This window comes from Pseudomonas sp. S3_B08, assembly GCF_054667725.1.
On record NZ_CP162750.1, the window covers coordinates 3293043 to 3318400 of the forward strand.

General features: G+C 60.1%; 26 protein-coding genes and 2 pseudogenes. 10 read left to right on the forward strand and 18 right to left on the reverse strand.

The genetic code is table 11. The features are described from left to right. Window positions 1-12: 12 nt before the first annotated feature. Together AB4N73_RS14895 and AB4N73_RS14900 are read right to left on the reverse strand one after the other, a co-directional pair. Window positions 13-780, reverse strand: a complete 768-nt coding sequence (locus AB4N73_RS14895; RefSeq protein WP_409258734.1) for a methyl-accepting chemotaxis protein — start codon at window positions 778-780, stop codon at window positions 13-15. Window positions 781-897: 117 nt separating this feature from the next. Continuing rightward, window positions 898-1719: pseudogene (locus tag AB4N73_RS14900) on the reverse strand (methyl-accepting chemotaxis protein); the annotation flags it as partial. A 192-nt stretch (window positions 1720-1911) separates the two neighbouring features. Here AB4N73_RS14900 and AB4N73_RS14905 point away from each other — a divergent pair. Both AB4N73_RS14905 and AB4N73_RS14910 read left to right on the forward strand, forming a co-directional pair. Continuing rightward, the gene (locus tag AB4N73_RS14905; RefSeq protein WP_039758494.1) at window positions 1912-2934 is read left to right on the forward strand and encodes a transporter; all 1023 of its coding nucleotides are present in this window, start codon (window positions 1912-1914) and stop codon (window positions 2932-2934) included. Between the two features lie 247 nt (window positions 2935-3181). After that, window positions 3182-4795 (forward strand): inorganic phosphate transporter, encoded by a 1614-nt coding sequence (locus tag AB4N73_RS14910; RefSeq protein ID WP_150741973.1) that lies wholly within the window; start codon window positions 3182-3184, stop codon window positions 4793-4795. Between the two features lie 124 nt (window positions 4796-4919). On the opposite strand, the gene AB4N73_RS14915 is transcribed toward AB4N73_RS14910, so the two are convergent. Beyond that, window positions 4920-5816, reverse strand: coding sequence for a LysR family transcriptional regulator (locus AB4N73_RS14915; protein ID WP_460142247.1), 897 nt, complete (start codon window positions 5814-5816; stop codon window positions 4920-4922). A 121-nt stretch (window positions 5817-5937) separates the two neighbouring features. On the opposite strand from AB4N73_RS14915, the gene AB4N73_RS14920 reads away from it, so the two are divergent. After that, window positions 5938-6696: an SDR family NAD(P)-dependent oxidoreductase gene (locus tag AB4N73_RS14920; protein ID WP_460064882.1), complete on the forward strand. Its 759-nt coding sequence runs from the start codon at window positions 5938-5940 to the stop codon at window positions 6694-6696. Window positions 6697-6757: 61 nt separating this feature from the next. Here the strand turns inward: AB4N73_RS14920 and AB4N73_RS14925 are convergent, their stop codons facing one another. Next, window positions 6758-7195 carry a multidrug/biocide efflux PACE transporter gene (locus tag AB4N73_RS14925; protein ID WP_460142248.1) on the reverse strand — a complete coding sequence of 146 codons (438 nt, stop codon included), beginning with the start codon at window positions 7193-7195 and terminating at the stop codon, window positions 6758-6760. 89 nt (window positions 7196-7284) lie between these two features. Here AB4N73_RS14925 and AB4N73_RS14930 point away from each other — a divergent pair, with 89 nt between their 5' ends. Then, window positions 7285-8139 carry a LysR family transcriptional regulator gene (locus AB4N73_RS14930; protein WP_236168346.1) on the forward strand — a complete coding sequence of 285 codons (855 nt, stop codon included), beginning with the start codon at window positions 7285-7287 and terminating at the stop codon, window positions 8137-8139. A 107-nt stretch (window positions 8140-8246) separates the two neighbouring features. On the opposite strand, the gene AB4N73_RS14935 is transcribed toward AB4N73_RS14930, so the two are convergent. From AB4N73_RS14935 to AB4N73_RS14945, 3 genes are read right to left on the reverse strand one after another with little or no spacing between them, the layout of a single operon-like run. Then, entirely contained in the window at window positions 8247-9476 is a 1230-nt protein-coding gene (locus tag AB4N73_RS14935; RefSeq protein WP_256808967.1) for an RNA polymerase sigma factor, read from the reverse strand. After that, window positions 9469-9813, reverse strand: coding sequence for a YciI family protein (locus AB4N73_RS14940; protein ID WP_024014039.1), 345 nt, complete (start codon window positions 9811-9813; stop codon window positions 9469-9471). Before AB4N73_RS14940 ends, AB4N73_RS14935 begins: the two co-directional genes overlap by 8 nt. Window positions 9814-9853: 40 nt before the next feature. Further along, window positions 9854-10279, reverse strand: a complete 426-nt coding sequence (locus AB4N73_RS14945; protein ID WP_236168344.1) for a YybH family protein — start codon at window positions 10277-10279, stop codon at window positions 9854-9856. Between the two features lie 142 nt (window positions 10280-10421). Here AB4N73_RS14945 and AB4N73_RS14950 point away from each other — a divergent pair, with 142 nt between their 5' ends. Continuing rightward, complete coding sequence (locus AB4N73_RS14950; protein WP_056788001.1) at window positions 10422-10907, forward strand: GNAT family N-acetyltransferase; 486 nt, start codon at window positions 10422-10424, stop codon at window positions 10905-10907. A 142-nt stretch (window positions 10908-11049) separates the two neighbouring features. Here AB4N73_RS14950 and AB4N73_RS14955 read toward each other — a convergent pair whose 3' ends face one another. From AB4N73_RS14955 to AB4N73_RS14965, 3 genes are all read right to left on the reverse strand, one after another. Continuing rightward, window positions 11050-11538, reverse strand: coding sequence for a GNAT family N-acetyltransferase (locus AB4N73_RS14955; protein WP_041479202.1), 489 nt, complete (start codon window positions 11536-11538; stop codon window positions 11050-11052). An 88-nt stretch (window positions 11539-11626) separates the two neighbouring features. Further along, entirely contained in the window at window positions 11627-12112 is a 486-nt protein-coding gene (locus AB4N73_RS14960) for a GyrI-like domain-containing protein (protein ID WP_150741965.1), read from the reverse strand. Between the two features lie 69 nt (window positions 12113-12181). Further along, window positions 12182-12844: a LysE family translocator gene (locus AB4N73_RS14965; protein ID WP_041479200.1), complete on the reverse strand. Its 663-nt coding sequence runs from the start codon at window positions 12842-12844 to the stop codon at window positions 12182-12184. A 138-nt stretch (window positions 12845-12982) separates the two neighbouring features. Between AB4N73_RS14965 and alaC the strand changes: the two genes are divergently transcribed. After that, the gene (gene alaC, locus AB4N73_RS14970; protein ID WP_056787993.1) at window positions 12983-14200 is read left to right on the forward strand and encodes an alanine transaminase; all 1218 of its coding nucleotides are present in this window, start codon (window positions 12983-12985) and stop codon (window positions 14198-14200) included. A gap of 179 nt (window positions 14201-14379) precedes the next feature. Here the strand turns inward: alaC and AB4N73_RS14975 are convergent, their stop codons facing one another. Together AB4N73_RS14975 and AB4N73_RS14980 are read right to left on the reverse strand one after the other, a co-directional pair. Beyond that, window positions 14380-15732, reverse strand: a complete 1353-nt coding sequence (locus AB4N73_RS14975; RefSeq protein ID WP_016773551.1) for a GntP family permease — start codon at window positions 15730-15732, stop codon at window positions 14380-14382. 82 nt (window positions 15733-15814) lie between these two features. Beyond that, window positions 15815-16348, reverse strand: a complete 534-nt coding sequence (locus AB4N73_RS14980; protein WP_041479197.1) for a gluconokinase — start codon at window positions 16346-16348, stop codon at window positions 15815-15817. Window positions 16349-16564: 216 nt separating this feature from the next. Here AB4N73_RS14980 and gntR point away from each other — a divergent pair, with 216 nt between their 5' ends. After that, on the forward strand, window positions 16565-17596 hold the full coding sequence (gntR, locus tag AB4N73_RS14985; protein ID WP_460142249.1) for an HTH-type transcriptional regulator GntR: 1032 nt from the start codon (window positions 16565-16567) through the stop codon (window positions 17594-17596). Between the two features lie 139 nt (window positions 17597-17735). Here gntR and AB4N73_RS14990 read toward each other — a convergent pair whose 3' ends face one another. Next, window positions 17736-18608, reverse strand: a complete 873-nt coding sequence (locus AB4N73_RS14990; RefSeq protein ID WP_056787986.1) for a LysR family transcriptional regulator — start codon at window positions 18606-18608, stop codon at window positions 17736-17738. Window positions 18609-18730: 122 nt separating this feature from the next. On the opposite strand from AB4N73_RS14990, the gene AB4N73_RS14995 reads away from it, so the two are divergent. Together AB4N73_RS14995 and AB4N73_RS15000 are read left to right on the forward strand one after the other, a co-directional pair. Further along, window positions 18731-19171: a PACE efflux transporter gene (locus tag AB4N73_RS14995; protein WP_041479195.1), complete on the forward strand. Its 441-nt coding sequence runs from the start codon at window positions 18731-18733 to the stop codon at window positions 19169-19171. 125 nt (window positions 19172-19296) lie between these two features. Continuing rightward, a complete protein-coding gene (locus tag AB4N73_RS15000) occupies window positions 19297-20721 on the forward strand; it encodes an MFS transporter (protein WP_460142250.1) in 1425 nt (474 codons plus the stop codon). 135 nt (window positions 20722-20856) lie between these two features. Here AB4N73_RS15000 and AB4N73_RS15005 read toward each other — a convergent pair whose 3' ends face one another. Next, on the reverse strand, window positions 20857-21396 hold the full coding sequence (locus AB4N73_RS15005) for a methyl-accepting chemotaxis protein (RefSeq protein WP_223259141.1): 540 nt from the start codon (window positions 21394-21396) through the stop codon (window positions 20857-20859). Between the two features lie 6 nt (window positions 21397-21402). Beyond that, window positions 21403-22176 (reverse strand): annotated as a pseudogene (locus AB4N73_RS15010) (PAS domain-containing protein); the annotation flags it as partial. A 715-nt stretch (window positions 22177-22891) separates the two neighbouring features. Between AB4N73_RS15010 and AB4N73_RS15015 the strand changes: the two are divergent. Next, window positions 22892-23314 carry a GNAT family N-acetyltransferase gene (locus tag AB4N73_RS15015; RefSeq protein ID WP_460142251.1) on the forward strand — a complete coding sequence of 141 codons (423 nt, stop codon included), beginning with the start codon at window positions 22892-22894 and terminating at the stop codon, window positions 23312-23314. Between the two features lie 115 nt (window positions 23315-23429). Here the strand turns inward: AB4N73_RS15015 and def are convergent, their stop codons facing one another. The 3 genes from def to AB4N73_RS15030 all read right to left on the reverse strand — a co-directional run bounded on the left by def (window position 23430) and on the right by AB4N73_RS15030 (window position 25277). Then, window positions 23430-23969, reverse strand: a complete 540-nt coding sequence (def, locus tag AB4N73_RS15020) for a peptide deformylase (protein WP_423523029.1) — start codon at window positions 23967-23969, stop codon at window positions 23430-23432. Further along, window positions 23966-24922, reverse strand: a complete 957-nt coding sequence (locus AB4N73_RS15025; RefSeq protein ID WP_150637508.1) for a YihY/virulence factor BrkB family protein — start codon at window positions 24920-24922, stop codon at window positions 23966-23968. Before AB4N73_RS15025 ends, def begins: the two co-directional genes overlap by 4 nt. A 163-nt stretch (window positions 24923-25085) precedes the next feature. After that, on the reverse strand, window positions 25086-25277 hold the full coding sequence (locus AB4N73_RS15030) for a CsbD family protein (protein WP_041479186.1): 192 nt from the start codon (window positions 25275-25277) through the stop codon (window positions 25086-25088). Window positions 25278-25358: the final 81 nt, after the last annotated feature.

A 25358-nucleotide genomic window follows, 5' to 3' on the forward strand; every position in this document is an offset into this window, starting at 1 on the left:
CGCCAGCCAAAATCAGGCACTGAGCCGCGCCGTCACCTCATTCAACTGCCCCGACAACCCATGCAAATTCTGACTGGCACTTTCGGTGCGCTGCACGTTGTCCAGGTTGGTGCTGGCAATCGCGGTGATTTCAGTCAGGTTGCGCGAGATATCCTCGGCCACTGAAGTCTGCTCTTCTGCCGCTGTGGCGATCTGACGGTTCATGTCGCGAATCGCCTCCACCGCCAAGGTGATGCGCTCCAGCATCGCGCCGGCCTGGGTGACTTGCTCGACACTTTCATCACTGCGCGCCTGACCGCTCTCGATAGCCTGCGCGGCATCGACAGCGCCGGTCTGCACGTTCTGAATGATCTGGTTGATCTCGATGATCGACTCCGCCGTGCGCTGAGCGAGGTTGCGCACCTCATCGGCGACGACGGCAAAACCACGCCCGGCCTCACCCGCCCGCGCCGCTTCGATGGCCGCGTTGAGCGCCAGCAGATTGGTCTGTTCGGCGATGCCACGAATCACTTCCAGCACCTTGCCGATACGACCGCTGTCGGCTTCCAGTCGACGGATCACCGTGGCGGTGTTGGCGATTTCGCCGCGCATCTGCGTGATCGAGTGAATGGTGGTTTGCATGACCTTTTCACCCTGCTGCGCCGACTGATCGGCATCGTCCGCGGCACGCGCGGCATCGGCGGCGTGACGGGCGACTTCCTGCGCCGTGGCGGACATTTCATTCATCGCCGTGGCCACTTGATCCGTGCGGTTGAATTGCTCGCTGGTGCCGCCGGCCATGGTCGTGGCAATGGCGTTCAACTCGCCGCTGGCGCTGTCCAGATCACCGGCGCTGCGTTGCAAGCGAGTGAAGGTGTCCGCCAGAAAATCGCGCAGAGTGTTAGCTGCGGCGGCGAGGTTGCCCAGCTCATCGCGACGCTCGCTGACAACACGTTCAGCCAACTGGCCACGACTCAAGCGGGTGACGTAATCGATGAGGTTGCGGATCGGCTCGATCAGGTTGCGGCTGACCAGCCACAGGCTCAGCAGACCGATCAACAAGCCTGACGCGAGCATCACCAACAGCCCCAGCCACACGGTGCGGTCAGCGCTGGCGCTGATCAATGCCGACTGCGCGGTGCCCTGCTCGCGCAGTTCGGCAACCAGTGCGCTCATCTGCTCGCTGGTGGCGCGATCAACGCCTTTGACAGCTGCGTCGCCGGCGCTCGGATCACCGCCGGCAGCCACGTAGGCATCGCGGCCTTTCTGGTAGGCAGTACCCAACTGGCGATGCTCGTCGCGCAAGCGCTCGATACGTGATTTGAGACTCGCCTCAACGCCTTTTTGGCCGGCCAGTTCGCCGAGAATGTTCTGCACGTCGCGCTGACGCTCTTCGAACTGGCTCCAGTATTTCGCCAGATCCGCCGGTTGCTTGCCGCGCAGCAAGACGTTTTTCCACTCTTGCACCTGCACTTTGAATTGCAGGTTGGCTTCATCGATCAGTTGCGAGGTGTGCAGCGGGCCGGCGATCAGCTGGCTGTAGCTCTGCACGCCGTTGGAGAGGAAATGAAAGCAGGCCAGCGCGATCAACAGCATCGCCAACAGACTGCCGCTCAACAGGGCGAGAATTTGCGCTCTCAGGGATTTTTGCAGCATTGCAAGGTACTCGAAGCAGGGATGAGGCACGCCCGAGCGGACGTGAAAAATGGCCGGACTTCCCTGTCGACGTACCATGGCCATAGGCCAATGGCGCGCAACCTAACTCACCTGAGATCGGCGCGCCAGAGCCATCCTTGAGAAACTTCCGACAGCCGGTAACGCTTTGATTTGCCGTCATTTTGCTGTCACAAAACGGTCATGTGAGCTTGCGATGATGCCGCTCCGGTGAACCTGAAAATCCTGCCCCAGACACCCTCCTCGCAGCGAGCCGCCATGAACCACAGCCTCGATATCAGCCATCGCGACCCGGACCTGTTTGGCTTGCTCTACGGCTTTCGTTTTCTGCCCGGGGAGCGCGGTCGCGAGATCGATTCGGCGACGGCTTTGCGCTGTTTGCAGGACGACAGCGACAGTGGCGAATTCCTCTGGCTGCACCTGAACCTGGCCCATGCCGCGTGCGAGCGCTGGATGAAAAGTCATCTGCAATTGCCCGAGGAATTTTTCGAGGCGTTGCACGAAGGTTCGCGTTCGACACGCATCGAGCATGTCGATTCGGCGCTGCTGGCGGTGGTCAACGATGTGGTGTTCAACCTCAGCAGCATGGTCTCCTCCGACGTGTCGACGCTGTGGGTCTGCGTGCGCAGCAAACTGATCGTCAGCGCGCGCCTGCAACCGCTGCATTCGGTAGATAAATTGCGCTCGTCGGTAAAGGCCGGCGAGTGCTTTCGCTCGCCCTCGGAATTGCTCGTGCATCTGCTGCGCGATCAAGGTGAGGTGCTGACGCAGATCGTGCGCAAGACCAGCCTGAGTGTCGATCAGGTCGAAGACGAATTGTTGTCTTCACGCCTGTCGACCAACCGCGCCGAACTTGGCGCCAACCGTCGCGTGCTGGTGCGACTGCAACGGCTGCTGGCGTTGGAACCGGGGTCGTTGCTGCGCCTGCTCAACCGTCCGCCGCCATGGTTGCAGAAGGAGGACGTCAAGGAGTTGCGCAAATCCACCGAGGAGTTTGCGCTGATCATCAACGACCTCACCGCCCTCGGCGAGCGGATCAAATTGCTGCAGGAAGAGATCGCCGCCAACCTCAACGAACAAAGCAATCGCACGCTGTTCACCCTGACGGTGGTGACGGTGCTGGCCTTGCCGATCAACATCATTGCCGGTTTTTTTGGGATGAATGTCGGCGGTGTGCCGCTGTCCCAGGACCCGCACGGATTTTGGGTGCTGGTCGCGTTGGTGGCGACGTTCACCGTGATTGCCGGGCGTTGGGCGTTTCGCAAGCGCGGGGATTATTGAGCGCAAATCCCACACACAACACAGCCCTCCCTGTGGGAGCGAGCCTGCTCGCGAAGTCGGTGTGTCAGATAAATCAATGTTGAATGACATGGCGCTTTCGCGAGCAGGCTCGCTCCCACAGGTTTCTTCTTCAGCCTTCGGATCAGCGGCGGGCTTGAACGCCCAAACACTGACCTGAAGCAGCCTCTCTGTAACATTCTGCAACGATCATGGGCGACGTTCCTTCCCTCGCTCAGGATTGTCCGCCATGGCTACGCCCTCATTGACCGCCAGACCTGCATCCGCCGCCAGCGGCAGGCCGGCGCTCGACAAAAAGCCCGGTCCGTTCACCTATGTAATCTTCTTCGCCGTACTGGCCATGGGCATGCTGTTTACCGCCTACAGCCTGATGCACGACATGCAAGAACTCGGCACGGTGGTCACCACCTGGACGCCGTTTCTGCTGCTCGGCGTGGCGTTGTTGATCGCGCTGGGTTTCGAGTTCGTCAACGGTTTCCACGACACCGCCAATGCCGTCGCGACGGTGATCTACACCCATTCGTTGCCGCCGAATGTCGCGGTGGTCTGGTCGGGCTTCTTCAATTTCCTCGGCGTGCTGCTGTCCAGCGGTGCGGTGGCGTTCGGCATCATCGCGCTGTTGCCGGTGGAGCTGATTCTGCAGGTCGGTTCGTCTGCCGGCTTCTCGATGATTTTCGCTCTGCTGATCGCGGCGATCCTGTGGAACCTCGGCACCTGGTGGCTGGGCTTGCCGGCGTCGTCTTCGCACACGTTGATCGGTTCGATCATCGGCGTCGGCGTGGCCAATGCCTTGATGCACGGCCGCGATGGCACCAGCGGTGTCGACTGGGCGCAGGCAACCAAGATTGGTTATGCGCTGCTGCTGTCGCCGCTGGTGGGCTTCGGTTGTGCGGCGCTGTTGCTGTTGGCGTTGCGCGCGTTCGTCAAGAATCGTGCGCTGTACAAGGCGCCCGAAGGCAACGCCCCGCCGCCGTGGTGGATTCGCGGTTTGCTCATCGCCACCTGCACCGGTGTGTCATTCGCTCACGGCTCCAACGACGGCCAGAAAGGCATGGGCCTGATCATGCTGATTCTGGTCGGCACCTTGCCGATGGCCTACGCATTGAACCGCACCATGCCGGAAGAACAATCGCTGCAATTCGCCGCCGTGGCGCAAGTCACCCAGCAAGCGCTGGTGAAAAACGCCCCAATGCCGGCACCTGCCGATCCGCGTCCGGTTCTTTCGGATTACGTACGCAGCAAGGAACCGACGCCGCAACTGATCCCCGCCCTCGCCGCCCTGACCGGGCACATCGGTGAGGAAGTCAGAGGCTACGGCTCGCTGGCAAAAGTCCCGGCCGAAGCCATGGGCAACGTGCGCAACGACATGTACCTGGCCAGCGAAAGCATCCGCCTGATGGACAAGAACAAGGTCGGCCACTTCGATGCCGACACCAGCAGCAAACTGCAGCTGTTCAAACAGCAGATCGACAACGCCACGCGGTTCATTCCGTTATGGGTGAAAATCGCCGTGGCCATCGCTTTGGGACTCGGCACCATGGTCGGCTGGAAGCGCATTGTCGTGACCGTCGGCGAGAAGATCGGCAAGACTCACCTGACGTACGCCCAGGGTGCCTCGGCGGAAACCGTGGCGATGCTGACCATCGGCGCGGCGGACATGTTCGGTTTGCCGGTGTCGACGACCCACGTGTTGTCATCGGGCGTGGCCGGGACCATGGTTGCCAATGGCGCCGGATTGCAGATGCGCACGATCCGCAATCTGCTGATGGCCTGGGTGCTGACCCTGCCAGCGGCAATTTTGCTTTCGGGTAGCCTCTACTGGTTGTTCACCCAAATCTTCTGACCCTACGCAAATCTCTGTGGGAGCGAGCCTGCTCGCGAAAGCGCTGGGTCAGACAACTCTGCGCCAACTGACACGCCCTCTTCGCGAGCAGGCTCGCTCCCACAGTTCGATCGAAGGTGATCCGTCAGAGCGTTGAACGAACGACATCGCCGAGCCAATCCATAAACACCCGCACCCGCAGCGGCAGATGCCGTTGCCGCGCATGCAACAACGAAATCGCCATCGGCGGTGCGGTGTGTTGCGGCAGTACGGTCACCAGTTCGCCATTTTCCAGATGCGGCTGCATGCCGGTACGTGGCACCTGGGTCAGCCCGAAGCCGCCCAGGCACGCCGCTTCATAGGCATCGGTGCTGTTGACCGTGACACTGCCGGCCATCGCCACGCGCCGCACTTCGCCACCCTCCTCATAGACAAACCCTTCCGAACGCGAGCCCAGTACGCCGACGTAATGCACCAGTCGATGCCGCGCCAGATCCTCGATGGTCTGCGGCACGCCGTAACGTTGCAGATAAGCGGGACTGGCGCAGTTGACCATCGGGAAGTCGCCAAGATGCCGGGCGACCACCGACTGATCCGGCTGCGCGCCGATGCGTAACACGCAGTCGAAACCCTCGCTCAGCAGATCGACACGGCGGTCGGTGCTGCTGATTTCCATCTGCAGATTCGGGTGGCGATCCATGAATTCCGGCAGGCGCGGCATGATCAAGCGCCGCGCGAGGATGTTCGGCATATCGACGCGGATGCACCCGGTCAGCGAAGCCTCGTCCTGACGAAACAGCCCCTCGATTTCATCCATGTGCGAGAGCAGACCCTTGCTGCGCTCATACAACACCATGCCGTCCTGGGTGGCCTGCACTTTGCGCGTGGTTCGCTGCAACAGCCGCGTGCCGAGCAAGGCTTCGAGCGCCTGCACCTGTTCGGACACCGTGGAGCGCGGCAGGCCGAGGCTTTCACCGGCGAGAGTGAAACTCGACAGTTCGCTGACCCGGACGAAGGTGCGCAGCAGTTCCAGTTTGTTCATGACAAACCCCGGTGATTGTTCGGCTGAGCCGATCAGTGATTCCGCTTTTGCCGTGTTTATCACCTCAGGGCGGATAAATAAACTTCTTCCATCCACACTCAACGCAATCGAGGAAGTCCGCATGAATCGCAAAATCGCACTGATCACCGGCGCCAGCCGTGGCCTGGGCCGCAGCGCCGCCCTGCACCTCGCCGCGCAAGGCATCGACATCATTGGCACCTACAACAGCCGCGCCGACGAGGCCCAGGCGCTGGTCACTGAATTGCAGGCGCTCGGCGCGAAAGCGGCGATGCTGCAACTGGACGTCGGCCACAGCGAAAACTTCGCTGCGTTTGCCGAGCAGGTTGAACAAGCACTGGAACAGACTTTTCAGCGCCAGCGCTTTGATTTCCTGATCAACAATGCCGGGGTCGGCGTGCATGCGCTGTTCAGCGAAACCACCCCGGAGCAGTTCGATCTGCTGATGAACGTGCAGTTGAAAGGACCGTTCTTCCTGACTCAGCAACTGCTACCGCTGATCAACGACGGTGGGCGCATCGTCAATATCTCCAGCGGCCTGACCCGCTTCAGCCTGCCGGGGTACGGCGCCTATGCGGCGATGAAAGGTGCGATGGAAGTGCTGACGCGATATCAGGCGAAAGAGCTTGGGGCGCGGCAGATTGGCGTGAATATCCTGGCGCCGGGTGCGATTGAAACCGACTTCGGCGGTGGCACGGTGCGCGATAACAGCGCGGTCAACGCGATGGTTGCCAGCAACACTGCGCTGGGTCGTGTGGGGCTGCCGGATGATATTGGCGGTGCGCTGGCGCTGCTGCTGTCGGAGGGCGGACAGTGGATCAACGGTCAGCGGGTCGAGGCGTCTGGCGGCATGTTTCTCTGACTTTGTGCCCGATGACTCACCTTTGTGGTGAGGGAATTTATCCCCTCACCACAGGTTTACCTCAGCTTTCACATGCGCGGCGGGTCATGAAGCGCTCGCGCAGGACGTCATAACCCCAGTGGTAGACGTAGGTGTACGGCAGGAAGAACAGCAGCACGCCAATGTCGAGCAACAACGCCTGCCACAGGCTGACCGACAGCCACCAGGCTATCAGCGGCACGCCCATCACGATCAGTCCACCTTCGAACAACAGCGCATGCACTACACGGACCCAGGCGTTGTGCGCCAGATTCATCCGCGCCAGAGCACGGTCGAAAAAACGGTTGAACACCACGTTCCACGCCAGTGCCAATATCGCAATCAGCACGGTGACCGCGCCCATGTCGAGCAGCGGTTTTTGCATGATCCAAGCGAGCAGCGGTGTGCAGATGAGGATGGCAAGAAACTCGAAACCAACAGCCTGGAAAACACGTTCGGTGAGCGACTTGTGGGCGGTCATGGCCTGACTCCTTGTTTGACGATGGTTGCCATGATCCAACTGAATACCGATACTTCAAAACCAATAACCATCGATCAAGGCGATAGTTCATGGCTTCGCAGGAAGTGCTGTTGGCATTCGTCCAGGCAGCGACGCAAGGCTCGTTCTCAGCGGCGGCGCGCAAGTTGGGCCGCAGTCAGTCGACCATCAGCGCGGCAGTCGCCAGTCTGGAGATCGATCTGGATCTGCAGCTGTTTGACCGCAGCAGCCGCAAGCCCACGCTCACCCCCGCCGGCCACGTCATGCTGCAAAAAGCCGAGGCGATTCTGGCCGCCACCAGTCGTCTGGAAATGAGCGCGCGGCAATTAGCGCAGGGCATCGAGCCGAAGCTGACCGTGGCGATTTCCGACACTTATCAGTCGTATCGTTTCGAGGCGGCACTGGTGGGTTTCGAGCAGCGTTATCCGGAGCTTGAGCTGGAGTGCCTGATTGCCGAATGCGAAGACCTGATCGAACTGGTCCAGCGTGGCCGGGCGCATCTGGCCTTCGCGGAAATGCAGGACAGCTACCCGCCGGACCTTGTGACCTCGACGGTGGCCGAGCGCACGGAGATTGCCTTGTTCGTCAGCCGCGAGCATGCGTTGGCGAAGCTTGAGCATGTCGATCAGCAGATTCTCGAGCAACATCGCGAGCTGCGCCTGGCGACCATCGTCAATCCGTATGACAGTCGTGGCAAAGGCCGGGTGTGGTCGGCGCCGAGTTATCTGATGCTGCTGGAAATGGCGGAAAAAGGCTTTGGCTGGGCACCGTTGCCGAGGTGGCTGGTACAGCGCTATGCCAATGACTTGCTGATAGAGCTCGACGTGCGCGGCTGGCCGAAACCGGTGTTTGTCGACGCCTTGTGGTCGCGCTTGTATCCGCCGGGGCCGGCGGGGAGCTGGTTGCTCAGCAAGATGCTCGAATAAGCGGTGCTGCCATTCGCGAGCAGGCTCGCTCCCACACTTGAAATGCGCTCACCTGTGGGAGCGAGCCTGCTCGCGAAAGGGCCAGCCGCACCGACGCAGCTTCCAGATCAACCCAGGTCCCTCAGTCGCCCCTCGATAAACCGCCGCTCCGGCTCCTGCCGCGTCAGCTCCAGCGCCCGCTGATACGCCGCCCGCGCCTGCTCCACTCGGCCCAATTGCCGGCAAAACTCCGCCCGCGCCGAATGCGCCAAGTGGTAATCCTGCAACTCCCCACGCGCCAAAATCCCTTCAACCAACAACAACCCGGCCAACGCCCCATCCCGCTTGGCCACCGCCACCGCGCGGTTCAGCTCGATCACCGGCGACGGCACCGCGCGCAGCAACACGTCGTACAGACCGACAATCTGCTGCCAGTCCGTTTGCGCCGCTGACGGCGCTTCCGCATGCACCGCTGCAATCGCCGCTTGCAGACAATATGGCCCGAAACGCCGCGTGCTCAGCGCGCTTTCGACCAGCGCGCAGCCTTCGGCCATCAACCCGGCATCCCACAGCGAGCGATCCTGATCGTCGAGCAATACCAGTTCACCGCTCGGCGAGGTTCGTGCCGGCCGGCGTGATTCATGCAGCAGCATCAGCGCCAGCAGACCCATGACTTCCGGCTCAGGCAGCAACTCCATCAACAAGCGCCCGAGGCGAATCGCTTCGCGCGTCAGGTCCTCGCGGGTCAGCTCAGTGCCGACCGATGCCGAATAACCCTCGTTGAACACCAGATAAATCACCCGCAACACGCTGTCGAGGCGCTCGGGCAATTCGTTCAGCGTGGGTACTTGATAAGGGATTTTCGCGTCGCGGATCTTGGCTTTGGCGCGGACGATACGCTGGGCAATCGCCGCCGGCGCCGAGAGAAAAGCACGGGCGATTTCCTCGGTGGTGAGGTCGCAGACTTCGCGCAAGGTCAGCGGCACCTGCGCATCCGCCGCCAGTGCCGGGTGGCAGCAGGTGAAGATCAGCCGCAAGCGATCGTCTTCCACGTCTTCGCCACTCCAGTCAGCCTGTTCCAGCTCATCGAGTTGTGCCAGCAGCAACGGTTGCGACGCCTTGAACCGGGCGCGCCGGCGCAGCACATCGATGGCTTTGAAACGTCCGGTCGAGACCAGCCAGGTGCGCGGGTTGTCCGGCACGCCGTCGCGCTGCCAGCGCTCGACCGCGACGAAGAACGCCTCGTGCAAGGCTTCTTCGGCGAGGTCGAAATCACCGAGCAGGCGGATCAGCGTGGCCAGAATCCGCCGCGAATCCTCGCGGTAGACCTGCTCCACCCGCGCCCTGACGTCAGACATTCAACTGCCGCACCGGACGCACTTCAACGCTGCCGACCCGCGCTGCCGGAATATTGCCGGCGACCTGAATCGCTTCGTTGAGATCCTTGGCATCGATCAGGTAGAAACCGGCCAATTGCTCCTTGGTTTCAGCGAAAGGCCCATCAGTGATCGACAACTTGCCGTTACGCATCCGTACCGTGGTGGCGGTCTCTACCGACTCCAGCGCTTCGGCGGCGATCATCCGCCCGCTACCCTGAATCGACTCGGCGTAGGCCCAGCATTCGGCGTCCTCCGGGCTGTCGGGCGAGGTGTGCAGCAGGCGTTCATCGCTGTAGACCAGGCATAGGTATTTCATGGCGATCTCCTGATTCGAACGGATCAACTATGGCTGAAGATCAGGGGGTTACATCGAACAGCGTCGCGCCGCTCATCGGATCGAACGGTGCCGACCAGTGTTCGTGGGCAATCTTCCACGCCCCGCCGATTTGCCGGTAACAGGCGGTGACACGCATCCAGCAACTCTGGGTTTCGCCTTTGTCATTGGTGCCGCCGCAGTTGGCTACCCAATGGGCGAAAGCGATGTTGTCGGCACTTTCGATGGCGATTTCGTGGAACTCGAAGATGTGCGGGCCGGGGCACATTTCCATGCACTCGACCCAGTGCGCGCGGTACGCCGCTTTGCCTTTGAATTGCAGGGCCTTGATCGCATCGAACGAGACGATGTCGTCGGCGTACAGGGCCATGACTTTCTCGACGTCCTTGGCCATTACCGCTTCGCGATAGGTGTTGATCAGAGTCTGGATCTCGCTTTGTGCGCTCATGGTGTTCTCCGTGGTTTTTGTTGTGAAGACACCCTTAGTCGTTTGCCCAATGCGCGGATCGACAGGGCAAACAAAAAAATTTCGCCGACGACAATCTCGCTAGAATCCGAGGCTCACTCTTTGTAGGAAAAAGGAAATTCCCGTGTCAGCCCAACTCGTGCCTTACGACAGCCTCAGCCCTTTACAGCGTCAGCAAGTCGAGGCCATTGAAATCCACCCCGAGCAGATCAAATTCTCCGGCGACATCCACGGTGCCTTGCACACCCTGCTGTCGAAACCCGGCCCCGGCGTAAAGGGTTTTGCCCTGCTGGCGGACGACGTACCGGTAGCGTTTCTGCTGCTCAAGCGCCCGCCGGTGTTGCCCGACTGGGCCGACGAACACAGCGCCACGTTGCATGCCTTGCAGGTCGATCGCCGTGCACAGGGCATGGGTTATGGCAAGGCCTGCCTGCAAGCGCTGCCCGCTGTCGCCCGTGAAGCGTGGCCGGAAATCAAAGGACTGGAATTGTCGGTGGACGCTGATAACGAGGCGGCGATTGCGCTGTACGCCAAGCATGGCTATGTCGACAGCGGCGAAGCGTACAAGGGCCGGATCGGTTACGAGCGGCGGATGGGGCTGTTCTTCTGAGTATCCCCTGATCGTTCCCACGCTCCGCGTGGGAACGCCTCTTTGTGACGCTCTGCGTCACGCTTTTGGGACGCGGAGCGTCCCCGGCTGCATTACCACGCGGAGCGTGGGAACGATCAGGCAGTTTCGATAGGTGTTGGCTTCAGAGGGTCAGGATCATCTCGTGCCACGCCATGCCGCCGTGGTCGGACTCCGACGGTTTGATGTAAGCAAAGCCAAACCCGGCGTACAACGCAATGTGTTGCTCTTTGCACATCAGATGAATTGTCGCTTTGTCCATCCCACGCATGCGCTCGATGAATTCGCCGAGCAGGCGCTTGGCCAGGCCCTGCCCTTGGTAATCCGGGTGCACCACCACCGACATGATCACCACGTTCGGCCCTTTCGGGTCGTGGCCGATCAGCTCCTTGAAGGCCTCGTCGGACATCTGCACGTCGAACGCCGCGCCGGAATTGATGAAACCGGCGACCACGCCGTCCACCTCGGCGACGATGAAGCCGTCCGGCCAGGTGGCGATGCGCGTGGCGATCTTTTCGCGGGTAGCAGCTTCGTCGCCTTCATAGGCGTCGGTTTCGATGGCGTAGCAGCGGTCAAGGTCGGCGGCGCTGACGTTGCGGATCACGGTGTTCATGGCAACTCGGGAATCTGTGGAAACAAGGCCCGCCAGCATAAAGCAGAACCACCGGGGCGGACATGCTCCGCCTCGATTGTTACACCGCTCAAGCCTTGATCGGCAGCCAGATTTCCAGGGTGCCGGTATTGAGCTTCGGATTGAAATCCTCGCTATAGCGCTCGAATTCCGGGGCATCCGCCGCTTCGTAAGCGGACTGCGGCAGCCAAGTGTTCCAGATGTACTGGAAGGTGTCAGGGAGTTGCGCCAGTGACCCCTTGTGCTCGAACACCGCATATTTCTGCGGCTGGATTTCAACCCAGCGGTACTTTTCCGGCAGGTCGTCGAGCTTATCGATCTGCACTCCGGCGATGTATTCGAAACCGCCCTCGCCGTCCGCGTTGCAGCAAACGCCGTAGGTCACTTCATTGACTTGCGCCGGGATTTTTCCCAAGTGCGGAATCAGTTTTTCCCACAACGCTGGAATGTTTTCGGTGGTTTGCTGAGTGAATCGCCCACCGAAACCGGCAATCAACAGAAATTGCCCGTGTTCGAAGCGCGGCCCAGCCAATTCGACGCGTGGTTGTTCATCCATGACGCGACTCCTCAGAACGCAAAAGTGGGTTCGGCTGGGAGTATAGAAAGCCCGATCCGTTTCGCACGTTTACAGCGCATGCAACTGCTCGACGGCGCCCGAGCCGACAAACTCGTTGTACCCGGAAACGATCACGTAGACCGCGAAATAGCAGAAGATCGCCGCCGATGCCAGATAGGAGTAGCGCAGCAGCTTGTCGCCCAGCAGTTTGCCGCCGTGGCTTGCCGCGAAGCACAGACCGGCCGACCACAGCAGCCCGGCGCAGAGAAAGCCGCCCAAAAACAGCGCCGAACTCAACGGACCACCGCCACCGGATCGCGCAATCAATGTGCCGCCGACCGCAGCAAACCAGAGAATCGCACTCGGCGACGACATCGCGAGGAAGATGCCGCGAAAGAATTCCTTGCGATGGGAGTTCTGCCCCACTTCCGCCGTTTCCGCCAGCAACGCTTCGTGGTGGATCGCCGAATAAATCATCTTCGCCGCGAAGTAGATCAGCAGCGCCGAACCGCCAATCCACAGGACCCAGCGCACGGTTTCGTATTGCAGCAAAACGGTCATGCCGGCCAAGGCCAGCACCGCGTAAATCAGGTCGCCGACGCAGGTGCCCAGGCCCAGAGCGAAGCCCTGAAAGTAGCCGCGCTGCATGGCCAGGGTGATCATCGCGATGTTGGCTACGCCGATATCCAGGCACAGCGAAAGGCTCAGCAAGAAGCCGCTGGTGAATTCCATTGACCGATTTTCCTTGAAAAAAATGTTTACAACCGCGCTGGACAGTATGCCATCACTGCCCTTATCTTCCGCCACAGGTCACCGCAGTGACCAGCGTCGCTCGGACGGTTCCGGGCGCTTACGTTATCCGAGGCAACAATGGCCGAACAAGGTTCGCCGCGCCGCTTTGCGCGCATAGATCGACTCCCCCCTTACGTGTTCAACATCACCGCCGAGCTGAAGATGGCCGCTCGCCGCCGTGGTGAAGACATCATCGACCTGAGCATGGGCAATCCCGACGGCGCCACGCCGCCGCACATTGTCGAAAAACTGGTGCAGGTCGCCCAACGTGAAGACACCCACGGTTACTCGACGTCCAAGGGCATTCCGCGCCTGCGCCGGGCGATTTCCAACTGGTACAAGCAGCGCTACGAAGTCGATATCGACCCGGAAAGCGAAGCCATTGTCACCATCGGTTCCAAGGAAGGCCTGGCGCATTTGATGCTGGCGACCCTGGACCAGGGCGACACCGTGCTGGTGCCGAACCCGAGCTATCCGATCCACATTTACGGCGCAGTGATTGCCGGCGCTCAGGTGCGTTCGGTGCCGCTGGTGCCGGGCGTGGATTTCTTCGATGAACTGGAACGGGCCATTCGCGGCTCGATCCCCAAGCCGAAAATGATGATCCTCGGTTTCCCGTCCAATCCGACCGCGCAGTGCGTGGAGCTGGATTTCTTCGAACGGGTGATCGCGCTCGCCAAGCAGTACGACGTTTTGGTCATCCACGACCTGGCTTACGCCGACATTGTCTACGACGGCTGGAAAGCCCCGTCGATCATGCAGGTGCCAGGGGCCAAGGACATTGCGGTGGAGTTTTTCACCCTGTCCAAGAGCTACAACATGGCCGGCTGGCGCATCGGGTTCATGGTCGGCAACCCGGAACTGGTCAGCGCCCTGGCGCGGATCAAGAGCTACCACGACTACGGCACCTTCACCCCGCTGCAAGTGGCGGCGATTGCCGCGCTGGAAGGCGATCAACAGTGCGTGCGCGACATCGCCGAGCAGTATCGTCAGCGGCGCAACGTGCTGGTCAAAGGCCTGCATGAGCTGGGCTGGATGGTCGAGAATCCGAAAGCGTCGATGTATGTCTGGGCGAAGATTCCCGAGGCGTATGCGCATCTGGGTTCGCTGGAGTTCGCCAAGAAACTGCTGGCCGAGGCCAAGGTCTGCGTTTCGCCGGGCGTGGGTTTTGGCGAGTACGGCGATGATCACGTGCGCTTCGCCCTGATCGAAAATCAGGACCGCATTCGTCAGGCCGTGCGCGGGATTCGCGGGATGTTCCGCGCGGATGGCTTCAATCCGAAATCTCCTGCCTGACACCTGCCCCCTGTGGGAGCGAGCCTGCTCGCGAAAGCGGTGGGTCAGTCAGCATATTGGCTGGCTGACCTGGCCCCTTCGCGAGCAGGCTCGCTCCCACATTGGTTTTGGGTGAACCACGAAATCCACCCACAAAAAAACCGCATCACTGCGGTTTTTTTGTGCCTGCAAACTGCCGCTTAAACGAACAGCGACAACAGCAGGATAAAGCCCAGGCCCACTACCGACAGAATGGTTTCCATCGCGGTCCAGGTCTTGAAGGTTTCGGCCACAGTCATGTTGAAGTACTGCTTGACCAGCCAGAAACCTGCGTCGTTGACGTGGGACAGAATCAGCGAACCGGCGCCGGTGGCCAGCACCAGCAGCTCACGGTTGACGCCCGGAATCATGCCGACAACCGGCACCACAATGCCGGCGCCAGTGATGGTCGCCACAGTCGCCGAACCGGTTGCAATACGGATTACCGCCGCTACCAGCCAGGCCAGCAGGATCGGCGAGATCTGCGCGCTGACCGCCATGTGGCCGATCACGTCACCCACGCCACTGGTCACCAGCATCTGCTTGAAGCCACCGCCCGCACCAATGATCAGAATGATCGCGGCGGTTGGCGCCAGGCTTGCGTCGAGCCATTTGAGCATCTGGTTGGAACCGATGCCCTGCTTGTAGCCGAAGGTGTACAGCGACAGCAGCAGCGCCAGCAGCAATGCGGAGATCGGGTGGCCGATCATGTCCATCCAGATGCGGAAGAAGTTGCCGTCCGGCAGTGCCACGTCAGCGAAGGTTTTCAGCAGCATCAGGAACACCGGCAACAGCACGGTGACCAGGGTGATGCTGAAGCTCGGCAGGTTGGCCGAATCGTTTTCGCGGGCCAGTTGATCGACCAGCTCCTGATTCGGGTGGCCAGGAATGTGCTTGGCGATGAATGTACCGAAGATCGGACCGGCAATGATGGCGGTCGGCAGCGCGACGATCAGACCGTAGAGAATGGTCTTGCCGATGTCAGCGCCGAACACGCCGATGGCCAGCAGCGGGCCTGGGTGCGGCGGTACCAGACCGTGCACCGCAGAGAGGCCGGCGAGCAGCGGGATACCGATCTTGATGATCGACACACCGGTACGACGGGCAACGATGAACACCAGCGGAATCAGCAGCACGAAGCCGATTTCGAAGAACAGCGGGATACCCACCAGGAACGCAGCGAACATCATCGCCCACTGCACCTTGTCCTTGCCGAAGGCGCGAATCAGGGTCTGGGCGATCTGATCGGCGCCGCCGGATTCGGCCATCATTTTGCCGAGCATGGTGCCCAGGGCGAGGATGATGCCGACGAAACCGAGCACGCCACCGAAGCCGTCCTGGAACGCCTTGATGATGGTGTTGATCGGCATGCCGGAAGTCAGGCCGAGGAAGGCGGCGGCGATGGTCAGGGCGATAAAAGGGTGAATCTTGAATTTGGTGATCAGGATAATCAGGCCGATTACCGTGACCACTGCATCGAGCAGCAGGAACGTCTCGTGGGACATGCCAAACATGGGGGGTGTCTCCTGGATTGTTGTTGTTATTAAAGCGGGTTGAACAGAAGTCGGGAGGACAGCGCTGTCTTTTTCAACATGCTCATATCGCCTGTTTCAGGCCGTTGGCCTGCCACCAGACGTGAGCCTGCAGGGCCAGCTCTTCAACGCTGTGAATCGAGGCATTGAGCGGCAGAGTCAGCGGCTCGCCCTTGGGCGATTCGAGGGTGGCGAACTGGCTTTCGATCAACGTCGCCGGCATGAAGTGGCCCGGGCGGTGCGATACGCGCTCGGCGGCGACTTCCGGAGTCAATTCAAGAAACACGAAACCCAGGCCAGGCAGGGCACTGCGCAGACGTTCGCGGTAACTGTGTTTAAGGGCCGAGCAGGTCAACACCGGGCGCTGGCCTTGGGCATCGACGCGACGCAGTTCATCGCACAGGCTGTCGAGCCAGCCGGCGCGGTCTTCGTCGTTCAGGGGGATCCCCGCGCTCATCTTTTCGATGTTCGCGGCCGGATGGAAAGTATCGCCTTCAATGGCAGTGGCGCCGCTCAAATGGCACAGGGCCTGGCTGACGCACGTCTTGCCGCAACCGGCAACGCCCATGATGACCAGGGCGGTGATGGGATGACTCATATAACACCTCAGCGCGCAGACAGCGCTACCTTTGCTAGCTATGACTCTAGTGCACAGGCAGAAGTTGCCGACGCCTTCTTGTCGTTTTTTTGGGTTGCAGCAGGTTTGTTCCCGACGCCAAAGAGCACAGATCAGGCAGGACCGCGCTCACGCATTTGCAGCTGCATCAGGACAGCGCTACCTTAGTGCCTTGATTTTTGTTTGGCAAGCCGCCCGATGACCTCCCCCAAGAACGATAAAAATACCCGCACCACCGGCCGTCCGACCCTCAACGAAGTAGCCCGCCTGGCCGGCGTCAGCCCGATCACTGCCTCGCGCGCCTTGCGCGGGGTAAGCACGGTGGCCACCGAACTGGTGGAAAAAGTGCAGAAAGCTGCGCTTGAACTCAATTATGTAGTCAACCCCGCCGCCCGCGCACTGGCCTCGGCGCAGAGCCATTCGGTGGTGGTGCTGGTGCCGTCACTGTCCAACCTGCTGTTCATCGACACGCTGGAAGCCATTCATCGGGTGCTGACGCCCAAAGGCTTCGAAGTGCTGATCGGCAACTTCCACTATTCGCGCGATGAAGAAGAAAACCTGCTGCGCAATTACATGGCTTATCAGCCGCGCGGGTTTCTGCTGACCGGTTTTGATCGCACGGAAAGTTCGCGGCGGATGATCGAGGCCAGCAACATTCCCTGCGTGTACATGATGGAGCTGGACAGTGCTGCCGGAGTCAATTGCGTAGGCTTATCGCAGTTGAGCGCGGGTGAAACTGCCGCCGAACATCTCCTGTCCCGTGGGCGTAAACGTCTGGCGTACATCGGCGCGCAGCTGGACCAGCGCACCCTGCTGCGCGGTGAGGGTTTCCGCAAGGCGTTGCAGAAGGCAGGCCGTTACGACCCGGATCTGGAAGTGCTGACGCCACGTGCTTCGTCGGTGGGCTTGGGCGGCGAGCTGTTCCTGCAATTGCTGGCGGCGCATCCGGATGTTGATGCGATTTTCTTCGGCAACGACGACTTGGCCCAGGGTGCGCTCCTGGAAGCGTTGCGTAACGGCATCAAGATTCCCGAGCAAGTGGCGATTCTGGGTTTCAACGACTTGCCGATGTCCGAGCACATGGTCCCGCGCCTGAGCAGCATCAACACGCCGCGCGAGGCGATCGGCCGGCGCGCGGCGGAGCAGATGCTCACGTTAATGGCGGGCAACAAAGTGGCGCGCCCGATGGAGGATATGGGGTTTGAGCTGAAGGTGCGCGAGAGTACCTGACCCTTCACAAATGCTGAGTTGAAACACAACCCTTGTGGGAGCGAGCCTGCTCGCGAAAGCGGTGGGTCAGTCAGTATTGATACAGCTGACACGACGCCTTCGCGAGCAGGCTCGCTCCCACAGGGGATATCTACCAAATTCAATGGCTGAGCAGGTCGACCAACGCCTGCGCGCCCTTCTGCAAGGGCTGGCTCTTGAGCCACACCGCATGCACCGGCAGCACCAGGCCATTTTCGATGTTGCGAAAATTCAGCCGCTTCAAGCGTCCCGCGTCCAGCCACGGCTGCACCACCGACAGCGGAAAATTCCCCCAGCCCAATCCCGCTTCAACCATTTCCATCGCCGTCTCGAGATTGTCCGTACGCCAGTAGGATTCAGCCACCAATGGCCGCGTCTCGCTGATCGGCAAGTCGCGGCTGGCGACGATGATCTGCCGCACCTGCACCAGATCTTCGAGAAACACATCCCGCCCTTGCAACAACGGGCTGTCCGCCGCCAGCGTCGCGATCATGCGTTCGCTGCCGACGAACTGAAACCGCTCCAGCGCATTGACACTTAACCCGGCAAACGCCAGACACACGCTGACCCGGCCAGTGTGCAACATCGCCAGCACATCATCCTGTGGCGCAGTCAGCACTTCGATATCGAGCAACGGATGCCGCTCGGCAATCACCTTGATCGCTGCCAGCAAGCGGTGTCGATCCATGTCCGCAACCACGCCAATCGACAACCTGCTTTCCAGCCCCAGCGACAGCTCCACCGCGTGCACCTGCAGCTGCTTGAGCTGCTCGGCGATCAGTCGCGCGTGGGGCACCAACGACTGCGCCATCGCCGTCGGTTGCGGCTCACGATGACTGCGGTCGAACAGCGGGTAACCGAGTTCCGCTTCAAGATTGGCGATGCCCATGCTTACTGCCGACGGCACCTTGCCCAACTGCCGCGCGGCGGCGGAAAACGAGCCGCGCTCGATCACCGCGAGAAATAATTCGATGCTGTCGCTGCTGAAATTCAAATGCCTCACCTATCAATAAAACTGAAAGCTACCGACTTTTTCTGTCAGGTCTATTGAAGCTATCTTTGCTCGCCTTCGCCAGCCCCGCTGGCCAACATTCGGCAAGAAAGAGGCAAATCTGCATGCAAGGCGTGAAACGCAAACTGGTCTACGTGTCGCTCTACGAAGTGATCGGCATGACCTTCTCGGCCCTCGGTCTGGCGTTGCTCTCGGGCACATCTCCTGGCAGCACCGGGCCGCTGGCGGTGATCATCACCAGCATCGCCGTGACCTGGAATTTCATCTACACCTCGTTGTTCGAGCGCTGGGAAAGTCGCCAGATCTCGCGCACCCGTACGGTCAAACGGCGCATCGCCCACGCGGTCGGCTTTCAACTGACGCTGATCGTGTTTCTGATTCCGTTGATCGCGTGGTGGATGAACATCAGTCTGGTGCAGGCGTTCCTGCTGGATCTGGCACTGATCATTTTCATCCCGTGCTACACCTTCGTGTTCAACTGGCTGTTTGACCGGATCTTCGGCCTGCCGAATTCGGCGCTGCCGGATTCTGCCGCTGCGGCATAAATCGCTAATTCGTAAGCAGATATTGCGAGAAATCAGCGGTTTGACCGGGTAAACCGCTGATATTCACAATCCATCAATTCCGATAGCAGGCTAAGCTTTTCCATCAATAAAAAATGGATCAGCTTATGACTGCTCACGCTTCCGCCGCCGCGCACAGTGACGGCATCGACCCGGTACGCGCCGCCGAGATTTCCGCCCGCATCGACCGTCTGCCCGCCGTCGCCACCATCTGGCGTCTGGTGGCGCTGCTGTCGATCGGTGGATTTTTCGAACTCTACGATCTGTTCCAGACCGCCTACATCAGTCCCGGGCTGATTCGCGACGGCCTGTTCGCCACTGGCAGTCAGGGGGTGTTCGGCTTCTCCGATCAGGCGGCGTTCGCCTCGGCGACGTTCCTCGGCCTGTTCCTCGGCGCCAGTCTGCTCAGTCCGTTGGCGGATCGCTTCGGTCGCCGGGCAATCTTCACCTTCGCGCTGATCTGGTACACGGTGGCGACAGTCCTGATGGGGATTCAGACCTCAGCGCTGGGCATCATCGGCATGCGTTTTCTGGTCGGCATCGGCTTGGGTATCGAATTGGTGACGATCGATGCCTACCTCTCGGAACTGGTCCCTAAACGCATGCGCAGCTCGGCGTTCGCCTTTGCGTTTTTCGTGCAGTTCCTCTCGGTGCCGGCGGTGGCCTTGATGTCGTGGTGGCTGGTGCCGCAAGCGCCGTTCGGGGTGTCCGGCTGGCGTTGGGTGGTGCTGGCCAGCGCGGTGTTTGCGCTGTTTATCTGGTGGCTGCGCAAGCGTTTGCCGGAATCGCCGCGCTGGCTGGCGCAACACGGTCGGTTCGATGAGGCCAATCGGATCCTCCACCATCTCGAAGCGCGCTGCGCCAAGGATTACGGCAAAGCGCTGGATGCGCCGGAACCGGTGCCGGTCGATGTCGAAGGCAAGGGCCGTTTCGCCGATATCTGGCAGCCGCCCTACCGCCGCCGCGCGTTGATGCTGATCGTTTTTCATATCTTTCAGGCGATCGGTTTCTTCGGTTTCGGCAACTGGTTGCCGGCGCTGCTTTCCGGCCAGGGCGTGAGCGTCACCCACAGTCTGATGTATGCGTTCATCATCACCCTCGCCTACCCGCTCGGGCCGTTGCTGTTTGTGAAGTTCGCCAACCGTTTCGAGAACAAATGGCAAATCGTCGGCTCGGCGCTCGGCGCGATGACCTTCGGCACCCTGTTCGCCCTGCAGACCAGCGCCTTCGGGCTGATTTTCTGCGGTGTGATGATCACCTTCTGCAACGCCTGGCTGAGCTTCAGTTATCACTCCTATCAAAGCGAGCTGTTCCCGACCAACATCCGCGCCCGCGCGGTCGGGTTCTGCTATTCGTTCAGTCGCTTGTCGACGGTGTTCAGCAGTCTGCTGATCGGCATGTTCCTGGATAACTTCGGCACGCCGGGGGTACTGGCGTTCATCGTCAGCAGCATGCTGATCGTGATGCTGACCATCGGCTGGTTCGGCCCGCGTACGCGTAATCTGGCACTGGAAAATATTGCCCATCGTTGACGGCCAACACAGGACTCACCTGTGGGAGCGAGCCTGCTCGCGAAGGCGTCGTGTCAGTGGCTATAGGCTTGACTGACACAACGCTTTCGCGAGCAGGCTCGCTCCCACATTGGTTATTGGTGATGTTGAAACAGCTCAGTTCAATTGCAGGGTTTCATTGAACTGGCTGATCGCATCCACCACATGCCGCGAGCCTTGCTGGATTTCCAGGATCACCTCGCCCGCTTCGTTGGCCAGTTCCACGCCCAGCCCGGTGCGGCTCAGACTCGACTGCATGCTCGACACTGCGCTCAGCGACAGGTCGTGGTTCTTGCGCACCACGTCGACAATTTCCAGAGTGGCCTGACTGGTCCGCGCGGCGAGGCTGCGCACCTCATCGGCGACGACGGCAAAACCGCGTCCATGCTCACCGGCACGCGCGGCTTCGATCGCGGCGTTGAGCGCCAGCAAATTGGTCTGATCGGCAATGCCGCGAATGGTCTGGACGATGGTGCCGATGATGTCCGACTGTTTGCTGACCGCATCGATGCTCACCGCCGCTTCATTCAGATCGCGGGAAATGTCCTGAATGATCTGCACGGTCTGCTGCACCACCTGTGAGCCTTTCTGCGCGCAGGCGTCGTTTTGCACCGAGGTACTGTGGGCCGATTCCGCAGCGTTCTGCAGAGTGGTCATTTGCCGAGTGATGTCGCTGGCGAACTTGACCACTTTGTACAAGCGGCCCTTGGCGTCGAACAGCGGGTTATACGAAGCCTCCAGATAAACCATCTGCCCGGACTTGTTCTTGCGCTCGAAACGGTGCGAGTGATATTCGCCGCGATTGAGCGAAGCCCAGAACGCCTTGTACTGCGCGGATTCGGCTTCGGCGCGGTGACAGAACAGGCTGTGGTGCTGGCCGACAATTTCAGGGTGCGCGTACTGCATGGTCTGCAAAAAGTTGTCGTTGGCGCGGATGACATTGCCTTCGGGGGTGAACTCGATCACCGCCATGGAACGGCCGATCGCCGCCAGCATGGCTTCTTCTTCATGCTCTTTGTTGATGCGTGCGGTGATGTCCGCCGCAACCTTGATCACACTTCTGACCTGTTTGTCGGGACCGAATACCGGCATGTAACTGGCTTCAAGCCAGATCTCCCGGCCACTCTTGTTCAGACGCAGGAAAGTGCCGCTGAGCGGTTCACCACGGGCCAGGTCGCGCCACAACTTCGCGTAGTCCTCGCTGCGATAAAAGCTTTCTTCGCAGAAGATCCGATGGTGTTTGCCGCGCACTTCTTCGGCGCTGTAGCCCATGGTCTTGCAGAAGTTCTCGTTGGCGTCGAGAACGATGCCGTCCGGAGTGAACTCGATCATCGCCATCGAGCGGCTGATCGCTTCGATTTTCGCGTTGGCCTCAGTCAGCGCACAACTGAAACGCTCGATTTCCCGCAGGTCAGCCTTGTGATGTAGGTTGAACATGGTTGTATCACCTTCCGCGCGTTCTTTTGATTTGATGAAAGTTCAGGTCTTTCAAGATCCACCACTACGTTCCACAGAACAGGCACACGCCTTCCTCCACGGGAGGAAGTTGTCAGGTAATAAATGATGATCAATCGGAGGGTCCCTGCAGCGACGCTCTGATCAAGACATCCTTTTCTTGATAGCCCGCACTCGGGCCAGCCCTAACGTGAAGAACTTCCATGTTGGTGACGCTCCTTGTTGGTTCAGTGTCGGTGCCTTTATTTGCGCACTCTGGCAGCATGAATCACGGACCAACCTGTGCCGTCGCCTGTTGGCATGACGGTCGACATGGTTAGTTACCTGCAAGCATAGCCAGCCGAACGCCGGGCGCAAGGCCACTAGTCGGCCAGTATCTGGCATTTTTTGCACAAGAAACGGTTCAGCGCGGGAAACAGTGTGGTGAAAACGGACGTTTTCGCCAGCGAGGCGGGAGCCCGTGAACCGGGCTTCCGCATGGTTTGATCAATGGCCGAAAATATCGACCTTCTTGGCTTTCTTCTCTGCGCGTTTTTCAATCGCGGTCTTGGCCGGCTTCTTCTTCGCGGCTTTCTTTGAATCCATACCTTTGGACATGATCGGTACTCCACTCACAGGGGTGTGAGTTCAGGTATACACCTATCCCGGAGCGTGCGTTCTTTTATAATCGGCGCTTTTCCCAGCGACAGCCCGAACCATGTCCGATATCCACTACAGCCAGCTCGACGAATCGTTGTGGCCGCTGATGAACAAGTTCTACCGCAGCCACCAGTCGTCGATGAAAGCCGTGCGCGAGGCGCAGCTGTGGGTGGCAAGGCGCGGCGAGATCGTTGCGGCGCTGTGTCTGCGGCCGGTATCCGGTGGGCACTGGCTGACGGGGTTGTTTGTCGATCCGCAGTGTCGGGAACAAGGTGTCGCTGCGCAGTTGATTGCAGCGGCGGTTGCCCAGGTGGACGAGCCGGTGTGGCTGTTTTGCCATCCGGATTTGCGCGGGTTTTATGAGCGAAGCGGGTTCAGCTTCGATCCGCCGCTGCCGCAGGCGATGGCCGAGCGGTTGAGCCGGTATGCGCGGAGCAAGCCGATGATTGCGATGAGGCTCAATCCCGCAGATTTACGCTGAAACCCTGTGGGAGCGAGCCTGCTCGCGAATGCGGTGTGTCAGCGCCGAATTTGGTTCTGATACTCCGCGTTCGCGAGCAGGCTCGCTCCCACAGGGGTTGATGGTGTTCTGACAATCAGTCGTCAGCGTTGGGATCAAGATCCGGAAACAGCACTTCGGTAAAGCCGAACTTGCTGTAATCGGTAATCCGCGACGGATACAGCCGGCCGATCAGGTGATCGCATTCATGCTGCACCACCCGTGCATGAAACCCCGAGGCCACTCGCACGATCGGCTCGCCCTTGGGATCAAAGCCTTCGTAGCGAATCTGCTGATAACGCTCCACCGCGCCGCGCAGGCCGGGCACCGACAGACAACCTTCGAAGCCCTCTTCCATCAACGGATTCAACGGCGTGATCAGCGGGTTGATCAGGATCGTCTGCGGCACTGCTTCAGCATCCGGGTAACGCTCGCTGTGTTCGAAGCCGAAGATCACCAGTTGCAGGTCGACGCCAATCTGCGGCGCCGCGAGGCCAACGCCGCCGACGCTTTCCATGGTCTGGAACATGTCATCGATCAGTTGCCAGAGCTCGGCGCTGTTGAACATTTCCGGTGGTACCGGCGCGGCGATGCGCAGCAGGCGCTCGTCACCCATTTTCAGAATTTCACGAATCATGTTCGGGCTTCATCAGTGTCCGGCTTGAGCGAATGATCGCGGCCCAGGCCCGAGACGTGTTGTTTGGGGGATTCGTCAGGCTCGCCAGGGGCTTTTTCGCCCTTTTCCTTGCCTTCGGCGGACATGTGCTCGATCACTGCATTCATCTCCGCGCCGAGCAACAGGACTGCGGAGGAAATGTAGAAATACAGCAAGAGCACGATGATCGCCCCGATGCTGCCATACATCGCGTTGTAGTTGGCGAAGGTTTTCACGTAGAAGGCAAAACCCAGCGAGGCGAGGATCCACACCACCACAGCCAGCACCGAACCTGGGGTGATAAAACGGAATTCCTGTTTGACGTCGGGCATCACGTAATAGATCAGCGCCACCGCGACCATCATCAGAATCACGATCACCGGCCAGCGGGCGATCGTCCACACCGTGACGATGAAGTATTCCAGTCCCACTTGTGCGGCAATCCAGCCCATCACCTGCGGCCCGAGCACCATCAGCGCAGCGGCGATCAGCAGCATGCCGGCGATGCCGACGGTGTAGACGATCGACAACGGGAAGCGCTTCCAGATCGGCCGGCCTTCGACCACGTCGTAGGCGGCATTCATTGCGCTCATCATCAGGCGCACGCCGGCGGACGCGGTGTACAGCGCAATAACGATACCGATGGACAGCAGGCCACCCTTGGATTGCTGCAACTGGTCGATCACCGGGTTGACCTGCTCCAGTGCCTGCGGTGGCAGCACCAGTTCAGATTGCAGACGCAGCCAGGAAAAGAAGTCTGGCAGGTGCAGGAAACCGATCAGGGCAATCAGGAAAAGAATGAACGGAAACAGCGAGAACAGCATCTGGTAGGCCAGCGCCGAGGCGTAGGTCGACATTTCGTCATCGACGAACTCAGTGACCGTGCGCACCATCACCCGGTGCAGGGGCAGACCTTTCATGTCCGGAAATATCATTCGCGTCTCCTTGCGCCGCAAAAGGTTGAAGTCGTGGCGACTCAGGGGCCGTTTTTTACCTCAAGGTAGCCTACTTGGCGATCCTTCGGCGGATGACCGCAGGGTTCTGATACAAAAACGGCCATCCTTGGATGGCCGCTCGTGTGATTCGTTCAAGGCTCGCTTACGCCTTGTCGACGCCTTTTTTCACAGCGTCCTTGGCGTTGCCAACCGCTTGCTGGGCTTCGCCTTTTTTCTCTTGAACCTTGCCTTCGGCGCGCAGCTTGTCGTTGTCAGTGACCTTGCCGACGCCTTGCTTGACGTTACCGACGGCTTCGTTGGCCATGCCTTTTACTTTATCGCCTGTGCTACTCATGGTGTTTCTCCGTGATGCATATAGGGAAGAAAAGTCATTACGTAACGATTGACCGGTGCGCTTTGCGCCGAGTTTCATTTA